Origin of the sequence: Bradyrhizobium sp. 35 (assembly GCF_023073215.1) — a bacterium.
In the GTDB taxonomy this organism is placed as follows: Bacteria; Pseudomonadota; Alphaproteobacteria; order Rhizobiales; family Xanthobacteraceae; genus Bradyrhizobium; species Bradyrhizobium canariense_D.
Genome location: NZ_JADPJC010000056.1, coordinates 180,499 through 194,326 on the forward strand (window position 1 = coordinate 180,499; position 13,828 = coordinate 194,326).

The 13,828-nt window shown below is 63.8% G+C and carries 15 protein-coding genes and 2 pseudogenes; 9 read left to right on the forward strand and 8 right to left on the reverse strand.

What is annotated here, in order from left to right; genetic code table 11:
- The first annotated feature begins 102 nt into the window (after positions 1-102).
- Positions 103-270, forward strand: coding sequence for a hypothetical protein (locus IVB36_RS12695; RefSeq protein ID WP_162847273.1), 168 nt, complete (start codon positions 103-105; stop codon positions 268-270).
- Here the strand turns inward: IVB36_RS12695 and IVB36_RS12700 are convergent.
- From IVB36_RS12700 to IVB36_RS12725, 6 genes and pseudogenes are all read right to left on the reverse strand, one after another.
- Positions 267-755, reverse strand: a complete 489-nt coding sequence (locus IVB36_RS12700) for a DUF3147 family protein (RefSeq protein ID WP_247369254.1) — start codon at positions 753-755, stop codon at positions 267-269. The two genes, IVB36_RS12695 and IVB36_RS12700, sit on opposite strands and share 4 nt — an antisense overlap.
- Positions 755-1,102 (reverse strand): DUF3147 family protein, encoded by a 348-nt coding sequence (locus IVB36_RS12705; RefSeq protein WP_018456208.1) that lies wholly within the window; start codon positions 1,100-1,102, stop codon positions 755-757. The genes IVB36_RS12700 and IVB36_RS12705 overlap by 1 nt, the downstream gene beginning before the upstream one ends.
- On the reverse strand, positions 1,099-1,683 hold the full coding sequence (locus tag IVB36_RS12710; protein ID WP_247298602.1) for a phosphatase PAP2 family protein: 585 nt from the start codon (positions 1,681-1,683) through the stop codon (positions 1,099-1,101). Before IVB36_RS12710 ends, IVB36_RS12705 begins: the two co-directional genes overlap by 4 nt.
- A gap of 134 nt (positions 1,684-1,817) precedes the next feature.
- A pseudogene (locus tag IVB36_RS12715) lies at positions 1,818-1,916 on the reverse strand (NAD(P)-dependent oxidoreductase); the annotation flags it as partial.
- A gap of 188 nt (positions 1,917-2,104) precedes the next feature.
- Positions 2,105-2,656 (reverse strand): DUF4142 domain-containing protein, encoded by a 552-nt coding sequence (locus IVB36_RS12720; RefSeq protein WP_085352563.1) that lies wholly within the window; start codon positions 2,654-2,656, stop codon positions 2,105-2,107.
- A 322-nt stretch (positions 2,657-2,978) separates the two neighbouring features.
- Positions 2,979-4,761 (reverse strand): annotated as a pseudogene (locus tag IVB36_RS12725) (thiamine pyrophosphate-requiring protein).
- 157 nt (positions 4,762-4,918) lie between these two features.
- Between IVB36_RS12725 and IVB36_RS12730 the strand changes: the two are divergent.
- The 8 genes from IVB36_RS12730 (at position 4,919) to IVB36_RS12765 (ending at position 12,696) form a co-directional block, all read left to right on the forward strand.
- Positions 4,919-5,293: a PRC-barrel domain-containing protein gene (locus IVB36_RS12730; protein WP_007594753.1), complete on the forward strand. Its 375-nt coding sequence runs from the start codon at positions 4,919-4,921 to the stop codon at positions 5,291-5,293.
- Positions 5,294-5,317: 24 nt separating this feature from the next.
- The gene (locus IVB36_RS12735) at positions 5,318-5,476 is read left to right on the forward strand and encodes a hypothetical protein (RefSeq protein WP_007594751.1); all 159 of its coding nucleotides are present in this window, start codon (positions 5,318-5,320) and stop codon (positions 5,474-5,476) included.
- Positions 5,477-5,676: 200 nt separating this feature from the next.
- Positions 5,677-6,831 (forward strand): HlyD family secretion protein, encoded by a 1,155-nt coding sequence (locus IVB36_RS12740; RefSeq protein ID WP_247391539.1) that lies wholly within the window; start codon positions 5,677-5,679, stop codon positions 6,829-6,831.
- Positions 6,828-8,447, forward strand: a complete 1,620-nt coding sequence (locus IVB36_RS12745) for a DHA2 family efflux MFS transporter permease subunit (RefSeq protein WP_247391542.1) — start codon at positions 6,828-6,830, stop codon at positions 8,445-8,447. The genes IVB36_RS12740 and IVB36_RS12745 overlap by 4 nt, the downstream gene beginning before the upstream one ends.
- Positions 8,448-8,539: 92 nt before the next feature.
- A complete protein-coding gene (locus IVB36_RS12750) occupies positions 8,540-9,541 on the forward strand; it encodes a nitronate monooxygenase family protein (RefSeq protein WP_247391544.1) in 1,002 nt (333 codons plus the stop codon).
- A 107-nt stretch (positions 9,542-9,648) separates the two neighbouring features.
- Complete coding sequence (locus IVB36_RS12755) at positions 9,649-10,068, forward strand: hypothetical protein (RefSeq protein WP_026233109.1); 420 nt, start codon at positions 9,649-9,651, stop codon at positions 10,066-10,068.
- 98 nt (positions 10,069-10,166) lie between these two features.
- On the forward strand, positions 10,167-11,732 hold the full coding sequence (locus IVB36_RS12760; protein WP_247391546.1) for an alkaline phosphatase D family protein: 1,566 nt from the start codon (positions 10,167-10,169) through the stop codon (positions 11,730-11,732).
- 145 nt (positions 11,733-11,877) lie between these two features.
- Entirely contained in the window at positions 11,878-12,696 is an 819-nt protein-coding gene (locus IVB36_RS12765) for an aldo/keto reductase (protein WP_247298616.1), read from the forward strand.
- A 235-nt stretch (positions 12,697-12,931) separates the two neighbouring features.
- On the opposite strand, the gene IVB36_RS12770 is transcribed toward IVB36_RS12765, so the two are convergent.
- Together IVB36_RS12770 and IVB36_RS12775 are read right to left on the reverse strand one after the other, a co-directional pair.
- A complete protein-coding gene (locus IVB36_RS12770) occupies positions 12,932-13,159 on the reverse strand; it encodes a hypothetical protein (RefSeq protein WP_026233110.1) in 228 nt (75 codons plus the stop codon).
- A 96-nt stretch (positions 13,160-13,255) separates the two neighbouring features.
- Positions 13,256-13,696 carry a hypothetical protein gene (locus IVB36_RS12775; RefSeq protein WP_240543189.1) on the reverse strand — a complete coding sequence of 147 codons (441 nt, stop codon included), beginning with the start codon at positions 13,694-13,696 and terminating at the stop codon, positions 13,256-13,258.
- Positions 13,697-13,828: the final 132 nt, after the last annotated feature.

Here is a 13,828-nt window from a genome sequence, read left to right on the forward strand (position 1 = left end):
GGCTATGACGCCAAGTTAGCCAGAAATATAATGAAATCAATAACTTATGTGATGCAAAGATCCTTTGACAGGTGTATACTCCCGGCAAATGGGAGAGACGTCATGACGAACGAAGTCAGATTGCCCCGCACACATGTCGAAGAGAGCGAAGCACCCAGGCCGGTGCGCCCCAGCCACCAGAAGGTCATCGAGCAGGTCGAGCGCTGGGCCAACAGCCCGGGCCTTCAACCGCCGAGATTGCAGCCGTCAATGCATGCCAAAGCGGGCTAACGCTTCGTAAGGGGAGAACCCTTTGCTGATGGCGAATGGGCTGACCGGGGCGGTTTGCGGGAGACGATGCGCAGCTTGCGCCTGAGCCCCCAGGCCAATACCGAAACCACGGCCCAAGCTATCAACGCGGCGGCGAAAGCGCCCGGAACGCTTGCGGCCACGGTAACATGAAAGACGGCGGCGAATGCCAGGAGACCGATGCTTCCCCAGGCGGCACCAGCCGCGTCGAGCCCGGCGGCCTCTTGTCCGCGGCGCGTGCCGCTGAGGCCGGCCTTCTCCTTGGTGCGGCGTTCATGGCTTTCGACCAGCGTTGCGCTCGCGCAGAAGATGGCGGGAAGCGCAAGGAAAAGTCCGCCGACGGAAACACCGAAGCGCGCTCCCAGAACCCCCGTGAGCACGGTCGCCAGGCCACCGAGCAGGAAACGAATGCCGTATTCGTACCAGCGCGTCTGCTTCAGCGCGGAGAGCGACAGCTTGACCGGCATCAGGCCGCACCTCCAAAGCCGGCGAGCAGGCCGAAGGCGACCGCAAGCCACACGATACCAGCAAGGACGGTCGCCGGCAGCGCGGACACACAGTATCTGATCAGCAGATGGCAGACGACGACGCTGTAGCAGCCGAGCGCGACCGCGCCATAGATCATCGTCCAGCTTTCTGCCGCGGCATATTGCGGGCCGTGCTGGACGACGGCGATGCCGAGCGTCGCCAGTGCAACTGACGGTGCTGCGCCGAGCAACCCCGCAAAGCTTTTGGGTTTGAGCATATCCCCCAAGATCGCAAAAGCGGAGACGATGATGCCACCGGCGATGAAGCGCACGACATATTCGGTCATGGCCGTTTCCGCCAAGTGAGCTGCTTGCGCAACGATTGCGTCAGTGTCCATGGCCGCAAGAGTCTCTCTACGGCCGCGCCCAGCGCAAAGCCTGCGACGACGTCGCTTGCCCAATGCGCGAGTACCGCAATCCGTGTCAGCGAAAGTGCGACCGCAATCGCACGCACCAACCGACGCGGCGTTTTCGGCAGCAGGCCCGCCGCCGAGGCAAGTGCGCCCATATGGACCGCGTGACCGGACGGGAAGGCGTCGCGCGCCTGTCCTGAGATGGGTACTCCATGTCGGTGTCCGCGTATGGTCAGCCGGTCTGGCCTGGTCTGATCGAATATGGATTTCAGGACATGCGGGAGGACGGCAGTCGCCAGCGACACGGCCACAACGTGATTTGCAACGGGGCGCTGTTGGGGCTGCCAAATATGAGTGTAGAGCCACCCTGCCGCGGCCAGCGCGAGCAGCACGTGCTCGTCGGCAGCCCAGGTCAATGTCTGCGCCGTGTGCTCGATGCCTGAATTGGTGTGATCAGCGATCGTATCCGCGATCGCGGTGTCGATCCGGCTAGGTTTAACCTCTACTAATGCCATCGGTCTGCAAGCGTGATGTCCTTCATGACAGTTTTGTAAAGCCCGGAGACAAAGAAGGTTCCTGGGCTCTGCCTCGTGGCATAAGTCTGCCGCGCCGACTACGGCTGTCCCGATCCACCAGCGGACCCATACACCTAGCCGGTCGCATTGCTCGCGTCGGCCGCGGCACGCTGCACATAAATCGAGGCCAGTTCGGCGGGCTGGCCGGAACGGCCGAGCGGCGTCATGCCTCCGCTGTCGAAGAGGCCAGCGAAGCAGCAGCGAGCGTTGCGCTCGCCGCTTGGACGACGTGCCGGCGGGATACTGAAGTCTTGTCGTGATGTGTCATGACGATCTCCGCGATCTTCGATCTCACTGCGCGGAGACAGGCATCGTTGCAAAACGAGAGGACGCCGGTAGGGCCGGCGTCCTCGTAAGATGTTTACTTGGTCTGACCGACGCTCGGCGCCTTGCCGAGCTCCTTGGCCATGTCGAGATGGTGCTTGAGCGCCGGCAGCGTCTTGCCGGCCCAATCCTTCAGGTCGGAATTGTCGCCGCCCTTGGCGTAACGCTCGAACAGCGAGACCGCGTCCTCATGGGCGCTGACCTGGTACGAATTGTAATCCGAACTGAAGTCCTTGCCATTCGCGCTCTTGAGCTTGTCGAGTTTGCTCTGATGCGAGCTGTCGAGTGCTGTCGGCAGCGTCGCCTGCACCTTGCCGCCGCTGACAAGGCCCTTAAGTTCGCTGCTGGTCTTGGTGTGGTCGGTCACCATCTGTTGCGCAAAGGTCTTCTCCTGCGCGTTGCCTTTCTGCTCGGCGAGCTTGCTCGACTCGATCTCGAACATATCGCTGATGGCGACTTCCTTGACGAAGTCGGCGGTGGCGGGCGCGACGCCGAGCGCCGAGTTGACGCCGGTTTTCTCGCCGAGCGACTGGGCGAGTGCGGGGCCTGCGAGCAGCACGCAAGCAGCTGCGATAATCATTCGTTTCATGGTCCGATCCCTCCGAATGGGCGCGCAGCCTCTCGCCGCGCGACGTTGCGCCCACCAACACACTGCAGCGGCCGGAGTTCCTAACGGCTAATCCGTCGGTCTCCGCCCGCTCCGCGGGTTGATTGGATCGGTAGGCTTGCGCCGAAGCCGTTCGGGCAGAAATGGCTCGCTCGGCGTGGCAGTGGCCTCGGCACGCACGTCTGCATGGCGTTGTGCCCGTTCATGCGGCGTCCGGTTGTCGTTATCTGCCGCTTCACGTCGAGGCCATCCACGGGATCGTTGACGCCGTGCTGGATATCGCGGAAATCGCTCATGCTTCACCTCATTCGTTTCCAGGTAGGATCTTTTCCAGCACCTGCCGCGCCGCCCCCTTGATCACTCCGCTCTCGTTGGGATCGCCCTTCAGCAGCGCAAGCGAGAAGTTCTTGGCCTGCTGCAAGGTGATGTGCGGCGGCAGCGGCGGCACTTCGGGATCGATCTTCACCTCCAGCACCACCGGCATCTCGCTCGCCAGCGCCTGCTCCCAGGCCGAGCCCAGCAGCCGCGGGCTGTCGACATAGATGCCGGAGAGGCCGATCAGTTCGGCAAAGCGCGAATAGGACACGTTTGGTATGCGCTGCGATGCCTCGAATTTCGGATCGCCGTTGATGACGCGCTGCTCCCAGGTCACCTGGTTGAGGTCTTCGTTGTTGAAGACGCAGACGATGAAGCGCGGATCCTTCCAATCGCGCCAATACTTGGCGGCGGTGATCAGCTCCGCCATGTTGTTCATCTGCATCGCGCCGTCGCCGACGAGGGCGATCACCGGGCGGTCGGAATGGGCGTATTTCGCGGCGAGCGCATAGGGCACCGCGGCACCCATCGAGGCGAGCCCGCCTGAGAGCGAGGCCATCATGCCGCGGCGCATCTTCAGGTCGCGCGCGAACCAGTTGGCGCAGGAGCCGGAATCGCTGGTGACGATGGCGCGGTCGGGCAGGCGCGGAGACAGCTCCCAGGCGACGAGCTGCGGATTGACCGGTGCTGCGGGCTGATGTGCCCGATCATCGAGCGTCTTCCACCATTTCGCGACGTCGTCCTGGATACCCTGGCGCCAGGCGCCATCGCTCTTGGGTTTCAGTCGCGGCAGCAGGGCGCGCAGCGTCTCGGCGGCATCGCCGACGAGGCCGACCTCCATGGGAAAGCGGATCGACATCATGCTGGCGTCGATGTCGCACGCCGCGCGCCGCGCCTTCCTTCGGCAGGAATTCGGCATAGGGAAAGGCGGAGCCGACCATCAGCAGCGTGTCGCATTCCATCATCATGTTGTAGCTGGGCTCGGTGCCGAGCAGGCCGATCGAGCCGGTGACCCAGGGGAGATCGTCGGGGAGCGCCGCCTTGCCGAGCAGCGCCTTGGCGCAGCCGGCGGACAAGCGGTCGGCGACCGCGATCACCTCCTCGGTGGCGTGGAGCGCGCCGGCGCCGATGAGCATCGCGACCTTCTTGCCGGCATTGAGCACCTCGGCGGCACGGTCGAGGTCAGCGTCACGAGGCTTGATGCTTGGCGCGCTATAGCCAATGCCGGAGTGCAGAGTGCCGTGAGCGCGCGGCGGGTCCTCGTAGGGCTCCTCCTGGATATCGTTGGGCAGGATGATCACCGTTGGCGTCCGCCGGGCCAGCGCGATCCGGATCGATCGATCGATCAGATGCCGGATCTGCGCCGGCGAGGAGGCCTGCATGACGTAGGCGCCAGCCACATCCTTGAACATCGAGACGAGATCGAGTTCCTGCTGATATTGCCCGCCCAGCGCATTGCGTGCCTGCTGGCCGACGATCGCGAGCACGGGCTGGTGATCCAGCAGGGCATCGTAGAGCCCGGTGATCAGATGCGAGGCGCCGGGGCCCGAAGTTGCGATACAGACCCCGAGTTGGCCAGAGAACTTCGCATAGGCGCTCGCCATGAAAGCGGCCATCTCCTCATGCCGGGTCTGAACAAAGCCGATCTTGCCCTCAGCACGCTGAAGGGCTCCGAACACGCCGTTGATGCCATCGCCAGGATAGCCAAAGAGGTGGCGCACGCCCCATTGATGCAGACGTTGAACGATGAAGTCGGAGACGGTCTGGGACATCAAGGGCGGCCCTTCGTTTTCCGGTATTTGGTTTCCGGGATTTGAAGTTGAGAGAACCACCCGTTTCCGGCGATGTTCCTCAAGTCTGACGGAACATGCCGGAACGATCGCGCACCTCTTCGGGTTGTCTCCACAACTGGCTGAGTGGAGAATTGAGATGTTGAATCAGGGTGAACTGGACCAAAACGAGATGGGTCGGTTGATCGGCAGCGACAAGGTCGAGGGAACATCGGTCTACGGTGCCGATCGCAACAAAATCGGCTCGATCGAACGCGTGATGATCGACAAGATCAGCGGCAAGGTGTCCTACGCCGTGCTCGGCTTCGGCGGATTTCTGGGCCTCGGCAACGACCACTATCCGCTGCCGTGGCAGTCGCTGAAATACGACACGGAGCTCGGCGGTTACGTCACCGGCATCACCACCAAGGAACTGGAAGGCGCGCCCAAATACGGCGAACGGAGTGATTGGAACTGGGGTGATGACGCCGCGGTTCGCGGGATCAACTCCTATTACGGTGTCCCCTTCGCGTAAGCGTTTCCACCGAAAGGAAGCTCGATGAGCAAGGAACGGCCTAACGACGATCCCCGGCAGCAGAGCGACTGGGGTTCGCACAAGCAGACGGACAAGCCCTGGAAGGGCACTCCGGAAAAGGAGCAGGGATCGGACGAGGTGAAACCCGATCTCGAGAAATGGCACGCGACGAAGACGCACTGAGACCGGGTGCGCTTCCCATGAGATATCGAGGCGAGCGCGGCATGCACTGTGCCGCGCTCGCTTTTTGGGCAGGGCGTTCACGAACGCGATGGTGCTCGCAACAAGCGGAACCATGATCAGGAGTTGCAGTTGGGCTCGCGGCGCGTGTGCCGGCCTTGGCGGCTCTGCCGCCAGTTTGATCCCCGAGAAAGGTGTTCACCGTGGATGCTCAAACACGGGAGCGTGGACCGTCCGCGGAGCAGCCGCAGAGGGCGAAGGAAGCTCCGAAGATATCTCCTGATCAGGCCCGTGACGCCACGGACTCGAAGCCGGCCAAGGCGCCGTCGCTGCGAGAGCGGATTCGCGAGCATTGGTTGCTGGCAAGCGTTGGCACCATCGTCTTGCTCGCGGCCCTTATCGGCGGAGTGCTCTATTGGCTCCAGGTGCGCCACTATGAATCCACCGACGATGCCTTCGTCGCCGCGCGCAGCTTTTCCGTGGCCTCCAAGGTTGGCGGCTACGTGACCGACATACCCGTGACGGACAACCAGCATGTCAAAGCCGGGGACCTTCTCGCCAAGATCGACGAGCGCGACTATCGCATCGCCATCGATCAGGCCAATGCGCAGGTCGCGGTCGCCAGGGCGAACATCGCCAATGTCGAGGCGCAGATCGTCTCCCAGCAGGAGCAGATCAAGCAGGCGGAGGCGCAGCTCGAACAGGCCCAGGCCCAGCTCCAGTTCTCGCAGGAAGAGTTCGCGCGCGCCCAGGATCTGGTCGAGAAGGGGGCCAGCACCGTGCAGCGCCAGCAGCAGACCCGCTCCGACCTTCAGGCGCAGCAGGCCAACACTGAACGCGCGAAGACCGCGGTGACGGCCGCGCAAGTTGGCATCAAGTCGCTGCACGCGCAGCTTGAGGGCGCCCGGGCGCAGCTCGAGCAGTCGCAGGCGCAGCTCGATCAGGCCAAGCTGAACCTGCAATATACCAGCGTGGTTGCGGCGCAGTCCGGCCGCGTCGTCAAGCTCAGCGGCGCCAAGGGCACTTTCGTTACAGCCGGACAGAGCCTGATGATGTTCGTGCCTGACGAGGTCTGGATCGTCGCCAACTACAAGGAGACGCAGCTCAACGACATGCGGCCGGGTCAGCCGGTCGAGATCCGCATCGATGCCTATCCCGGGCGCAAGCTGACCGGCCATGTCGAGTCCGTGCAGCCGGGCTCCGGCACCGCGTTCAGCCTGTTGCCGGCGGAGAACGCCACCGGAAATTACGTCAAGGTGGTGCAGCGCGTGCCGGTGAAGATCGTGGTGGACAGCTGGCCGGCCGATCTGCCCGTTGGTCCCGGCATGTCGGTCGTGCCCTGGACCAGGGTGCGATGACCGACACGGCGCAGGGCAGTGCATCCGCGGGCGGCTGGTCGCCGGAGCGCTCGGCGGCGGGCGGTCATAATCCCTATCTCATCGCGTTCGTCGTCTCGATCGCGACCTTCATGGAGGTGCTCGACACCACCATTGCCAACGTTGCCTTGCGCCACATCGCCGGTGGGCTTGCCGTCGGCATCGACGAGAGCACCTACGTCATCACCAGCTATCTCGTCGCCAACGCCATCGTGCTGTCGATCTCGGGCTGGCTGTCGACCGTGATCGGCCGCAAGCGCTTCTACATGATGTGCGTTGCGATCTTCACGGTCTCCTCGCTTTTGTGCGGCTTCGCCTGGAATCTGCAGGCGCTGGTGCTGTTCCGAATCCTTCAGGGCCTTGGTGGCGGCGGCATGGCGACCAGCGAGCAGGCGATCCTCGCCGACTCCTTCCCGCCGCACAAGCGCGGCCAGGCGTTCGCGATCTATGGCGTCGCGGTCGTGGTCGCGCCCGTGGTCGGTCCGACGCTCGGCGGCTGGATCACCGACACCTACACCTGGCACTGGGTGTTCCTGATCAACGTCCCCATGGGATTGCTGTCGCTGTTCCTGGTCGGCACGCTGGTCAAGGAGCCCTCGGGCGCGGAGGAGGAGAGGGAGAAGCTGCTGAGCAAGGGCCTGCGCGTCGACTATGTCGGCTTCCTGCTGGTCGCGATCGGGCTCGGCTCGCTCGAATACGTGCTGGACGAGGGCCAGCGCAACGACTGGTTCGGCTCGAACATGATCGTGTTCTTCGCGGTACTTTCGGCCATGTCACTGCTTGCGCTGATCCCGTGGGAGCTGACGCGGGAGGATCCCATCGTCGATCTCCGCCTGCTGGGCCGTCGCCAGTTCGCCGCCTGCTTCCTGGTCATGCTTGCGACCGGCGCGGTGCTGATCTCGACGACACAGCTTTTGCCGCAACTGCTCCAGAGCGATTTGAACTACACCGCCATGCTGGCCGGTCTCGCTTTGTCGCCCGGCGGCGTCGCGACCCTGGTGCTGATGCCAGTGGTCGGCCGCCTCGTCAGCAGCGTGCAGCCGAAATATCTCATCATGTTCGGTGCCGCCATCGTCGCCTTCTCGATGTGGCATCTCACGGGCCTTACCGGCGATATCACCTACGGCTATGCCGCGATGTCGCGGATCTTCCTCGCGCTCGGTCTTCCTTTCCTGTTCCTGCCGGTCACGACCGCGTCCTATGACGGTGTGCCGCCCGACAAGACCAACCAGGCGTCGGCGCTGATCAACGTCGCCCGCAATATCGGCGGCTCCATGGGCGTCGCGCTGGCGCAAACAATTCTGGCGCAGCGCCAGCAATTCCACCAGAGCCGCCTGATCGAGCACGCCGCGCCATCGGACCTCGGCTATCAGCAGACCATCGAGACGATGACCCGCTTCTTCCAGGCTCAGGGCTCGAACGCGGGTGATGCAGCCTCGCAGGCGGTCGCCTGGGTTGGGCGCACCTTGCAGCAGCAGGTCGATTTGCTCGCTTATATCGACGTGTTCTGGACGCTCGCGATCATCGCGGTGCTGATGATCCCGACCGCCGCGGTGCTGCGCCCGATCAAGCTGGGCGCTCCCGCGCGGGGGCATTGAGCAATGGCCGTTCGGAGAGAAAGGGTGACCGCGGCGCAAAAGTCTGGCTAGACTGGTCCGAACGTCAAGCAAGAGCCCGGGAGGTAGTTTAAGTGAAGACCGCGATCACCGAACTGTTCGGCATTGAGCACCCCATCATCCAGGGCGGCATGCATTTCGTCGGCTTTGCCGAGCTGGCGGCTGCCGTCTCCAATGCCGGCGGACTCGGCATCATCACCGGTCTCACGCAGAAGACGCCGGAGCTGCTGGCAAAAGAGATCGCACGCTGCCGCGATATGACCGACAAGCCGTTCGGCGTGAACCTCACTTTCCTGCCGACCTTCGCCGCGCCGCCTTATCCGGAATACATCGCCGCCATCGTCGAAGGCGGCATCAAGTCCGTGGAGACCGCCGGCCGCAGCCCGGAAGCCTACATGCCGGCGCTGAAGGCTGCCGGGATCAAGGTCATCCACAAATGCACCTCGGTGCGCCACTCCCTGAAGGCCGAGCGCATCGGATGCGACGCCGTCAGCGTCGACGGCTTCGAGTGCGGCGGCCATCCCGGCGAGGACGACATTCCCAACATGATTCTGCTGCCGCGCGCGGCGGAGGAATTGAAGATTCCGTTCGTCGCGTCCGGTGGCATGGCGGACGGCCGCAGCCTCGTCGCGGCGCTGTCGCTGGGGGCGGCCGGCATGAACATGGGCACGCGCTTCATCGCGACCAAGGAAGCCCCGGTGCATCAGAACGTCAAGAACGCGCTGGTCGCGGCGACCGAACGCGACACCCGCCTCATCATGCGGAGCCTGCGCAACACCGAGCGCGTGCTGAAGAACGCCAATGTCGACCGCCTGCTCGAGATTGAACGCGAGAAGGGCGACAAGCTGAAGATCGACGACATCCACGACCAGGTCGCGGGCGTCTATCCCAGGATCATGCTGGACGGGCAGATGGACGCCGGCGCCTGGAGCTGCGGAATGGTCGCAGGCCTCATCCACGACATCCCCACCTGCAAGGAACTCGTCGACAGGATCATGGCTGAGGCGGAAACCATCATCCGTACCCGTCTAATGGGGTTTCTTGAAGGGACGGGTGCACCGCGAAAGGTCGCCTGACACCGCCAAACTTCTTAACCACGGCGGCAGCTGACCGCTGGAATTGCGCGCGACGCCTCCTAAATAGAGGTAAATTACCTCTTAACAATCAATTTCAGGAGGCGTCCGTGATTCTGAAGAGCGCTCCTTTTGCAATGGCCGTTGCCCTCGTGCTCGCATGGGGCGGCGTCGCGCGCGCTGACGACTACAAGCCCGACGACTATCTCGGCCTCGATCTTTCGAAGGCGGTGTTGTCGCCCAAGCGGCTCGGGCCCGAAACCCGGTTCGCGCCTGTCGCGCTGGAGGCGCGCGGTGGCAACGAGGCGCAGGCGCGCGCCGAGCCGGTCGACGTGCCGAAGAAGGTCGCCGCCGAACGCGTGCGCGTGTCGGAGCCGAAGGTCGCGCACGTCAAGCCCGCGCAGCCACGCGGCGCGGCACGCACCAAGCTCGCGCATCGCCACGGCAATCCGCTCGACGCGCAGGCGATGGACACCCGGATCCAGACCTGGCCGTGCCGCAGCGGCGGCATCTGCAACTGGAAGCACTAGGTCAGCTCCGAGCCGTCATCCGCACGTCGCAAAAAACCGTAATCCGGGGGTCAAACGACGCAGGCACCTTCCGTCGCTAGTCGACGAAGGTTTCCTGAATGGTAGCGCTCCGCGCCTCGCGCGCCTGGACTCGGCGGCAATTCCTGGTCCGTTCCACCTCGAGCCTCGCCGTTGCCGCGCTCGCAACGCCGCATCTCAGCCGCGCCGCGGATCGTCCGCAGATCGCAGGCGGCATCCAGTCCGGCGACGTCTCGGATGGCTCCGCCGTGATCTGGGCGCGCGCCGACAGGCAGGCGCGGATGCGGGTGGATTATTCATCCGTGGAAAGCTTCAAGACCGTGATCGCGTCGGCTTCGGGCGATGCGTCGCCCGATGACGACTTCACCTCGAAACTGCTGCTGGACGATCTGCCGCCCGGGCAGGACATCTTCTATCGTGTGCGCTTCGACGATATCGCGACCGGCATCGCCGGTGAAAGTCGCATCGGCCATTTCCGCACTGCGCCGGCTGCCGGCCAGTCGATCTCGTTCCTGTGGTCCGGCGATACCGCGGGGCAGGGTTGGGGCATCGACACATCGCGCGGCGGCTACCGCAGCTATCGCACCATGCTCGACAATCGCCCGGACTTCTTCATCCACTCGGGCGATCACATCTACGCCGACTGCACGATCCCCTCCGAGCAGAAGCTGCCGAACGGCGAGATCTGGCGCAATGTCGTGACCGAGGAGAAATCAGAGGTCGCGCACACGCTGGCGCAGTTCCGCGGCAATTACAAATACAACCATCTCGACGAGCACTTCCGCGCCTTCCACGCCGAGGTGCCGATGTTTGCACAATGGGACGACCACGAGGTCACCAACGATTGGTCGCCGACCGGCAGCTATGACGCCGCCGGCCACGAGGATGACGGCACCCCGCGCCTGGTCGCGCGCGCCCGTCGCGCGTTCTTCGACTTCATGCCGATCCGCGACATCGGCGCGCGAAAGGGGCGGGTCTATCGCAAGATCGCCTATGGTCCGCTGCTCGACGTCTTCATGATCGACATGCGCAGCTATCGCGACGAGAGCTGGAACAAGGGCGACGATCATCGCGGCTGGATCCTGGGTGCCGAGCAGCTCGCCTGGCTGAAGCGTGAAGTCGCGGCCTCGCGCGCGACCTGGAAGGTGATCGCGGCCGATCTGCCGATCGGCCTGGTCAGTCTCGATGCGGTCGCGCTGGGTGATGGGCCGCCCGACCGGCGCGAGCACGAGATCGCCGATCTTCTCGCGTCCATCAAGCGCGCCGGAATCCGCAACATCGTCTGGCTCACCGCCGACATGCACTACACCGCCGCGCATTATTACGATCCGAACAGGGCGCAATTCCAGGAGTTCGAACCGTTCTGGGAGTTCGTCTCGGGGCCCTTGCACGCCGGAACATGGGGCCCGGGCGAGCTCGACAATACCTTTGGTCCGGTCGCGATGTACCAGAACGGGTGCAGTGAGGCGCAGGGCGAAAACCTCGCGCCCTGTTTCGGACTGCAGTTCTTCGGCAAGGTCGACATCGATGGCCGAACCGGCGTGATGACCGTGACGCTGAAGGACGTCGACAACCGGGATCTCTGGTCGGTCGATATCGAGCCGCAGCCGCAGACGCGTCCAGCCGTGGTGGCGCAGCATTCCTAGGTCGCTAACCCGATCTTGATTGGCCGCCGTGCGTCTGCCGCACTATGCTGTCCGCTCCCGCCACCTCTTTTCCATCCCCGAAGAGTCTGCTCACGCAGCATCGCTGCTGGCCTCCGGCGGGCCGAACGATGTCAGGAACTTGTTCATGGATAATCTCAAGACACAGGGCATCAGCATGCCCAAGCTCGGCCTCGGGACCTTCCGCATGCAGGGCGATACCTGCCGCGCGGCGGTCGAGAGCGCACTGTCGATCGGCTATCGCCATATCGATACCGCCGAGATGTACGGCAACGAAGAACCGATCGGCGCGGCGCTCGCCGCGGCCCGGCTGCCGCGGGGCGAGCTGCACGTCACGACGAAAGTCTGGCACGAGAACCTCAGCCCCGACGCCATCCGCCGCTCTTTCGACGCCAGCCTGACCAAGCTCAGGCTTGACCATGTCGACCTCTATCTCGTGCACTGGCCGTCCAAGGCGGCGAACTGGGGTGCTGTGTTCGAGACCTTGATGACGCTGAAGCAGGAGGGGCGGACGCGGGCGATCGGGGTCGCCAACTTCACCACGGCGCTGCTGAAGATCGCGGTCGAGGACATCAAGGCGCCGATCGCATGCAATCAGATCGAATACCACGCCCTGCTCGATCAATCGAAGGTGCTGGCCTATCTCAACGCCAAGTCGATCCCGCTGGTCGCCTATTGCCCGCTGGCGCAGGGACGCATCGCGTCAGATGAGGTGCTGGCCGAGATCGGCGCCAAGCATAATGCAACTGCGGCGCAGGTCGCGCTGAAATGGCTGCTGGACCAGGACGGTGTGGCCGCGATCCCGAAAGCCTCGCGCCGAGAGAGCCAGCAGGCCAATCTCGACGCGCTGAAGATCACGCTCGACGATGCCGACCGCAACAAGATCGCCGCGCTGCCGAAGGACAGGCGCTGCGTCAATCCCGGCTTCGCACCGGCATGGGACTGAGAGTCGACGCTGGGCCGCACCGCCGGACCCTCTCCCCTTGTGGGAGAGGGTGGCTCGCCGCGCAGCGGCGAGACGGGTGCGGGGTCTCTCTCCGCGCGCACATTTGTCAGTTTGAATTCGCCGAGGGATACCCCTCATCCGGCGCTTCGCGCCACCTTCTCCCACAAGGGGAGAAGGAAGAAGGCACGCAAAGAAAATGGCCCCGTGAAGGGCCATTTCCATATTGCGTTGCGCATTAGTCCCAATGATGACGGTGACCACGCTTGATCACGACGACGCGGTCGCGATGGCGCCAGCCGCGATGCCAGCCGTGATCGCGATGCATGCCGTATTCGGCGCGGGCGCCATACATGCCGTGATGATGACCACCGCGCTTGATCACTACCGTCTCCGCGCTGGCGAGCGTCGGCATTGCAACCGCGAGCGCGCCGACAGCGGCAAGCACATAACCAATCTTCTTCATGATGTCCTCCTCCAATGGAATGCAAATCTAAACGGCGCATTCGCGGGAACGTTCCGGAGGAATCGCAGGAGATTTCTGAACGCCTGTTCAGGTGGGTTAATCGCAGCGCTGTTGTGAAGGTGTTGGCGCGCCGGTCGCGACGTATTTGCCGTCCCTGATCGTGTACTCGCCGCGCTCACTGCGATTGTAGATTGCGCGCAAGCTGCCTTGCTTCGAGAGTAGCAGACCGAACTCGCGCGTCTGCTGCAGCAAGGGGAAGTACACCATCACATTGAGCAGGCCGTCGGCGTTGACCATCGCCGATACCACTTCGTTTTCGTCCTTGGCCTCGCCGAAATTGCGCCGGTACATCACCCTTCCGTCCTTCCGGATCTCGTAAGTCAAGAGCGCGCCCTTCTCGCGGTCGGGCCGGCCGGCGCAATCGACCGCCCATGAGCCGAGCAGGCCCCATTGCTCGACGGTCGCCGCAAGCGACTCGGCACCGGCCGCGGGCGTGAACGCAACCCACAGCACTGCTGCCGCGATAGAGCGGCACAAACAACGTCTCATGTCCTGAAAGGCCCCACCTGCAAAGAATTCCGAAGTGTAGCATGCCGCGCGCCATCGTCCACGCTGACCGCCATTCGCGCGCGAATTTGATCCGCGTCAATGAGGCAGCCCGTTTCCCCG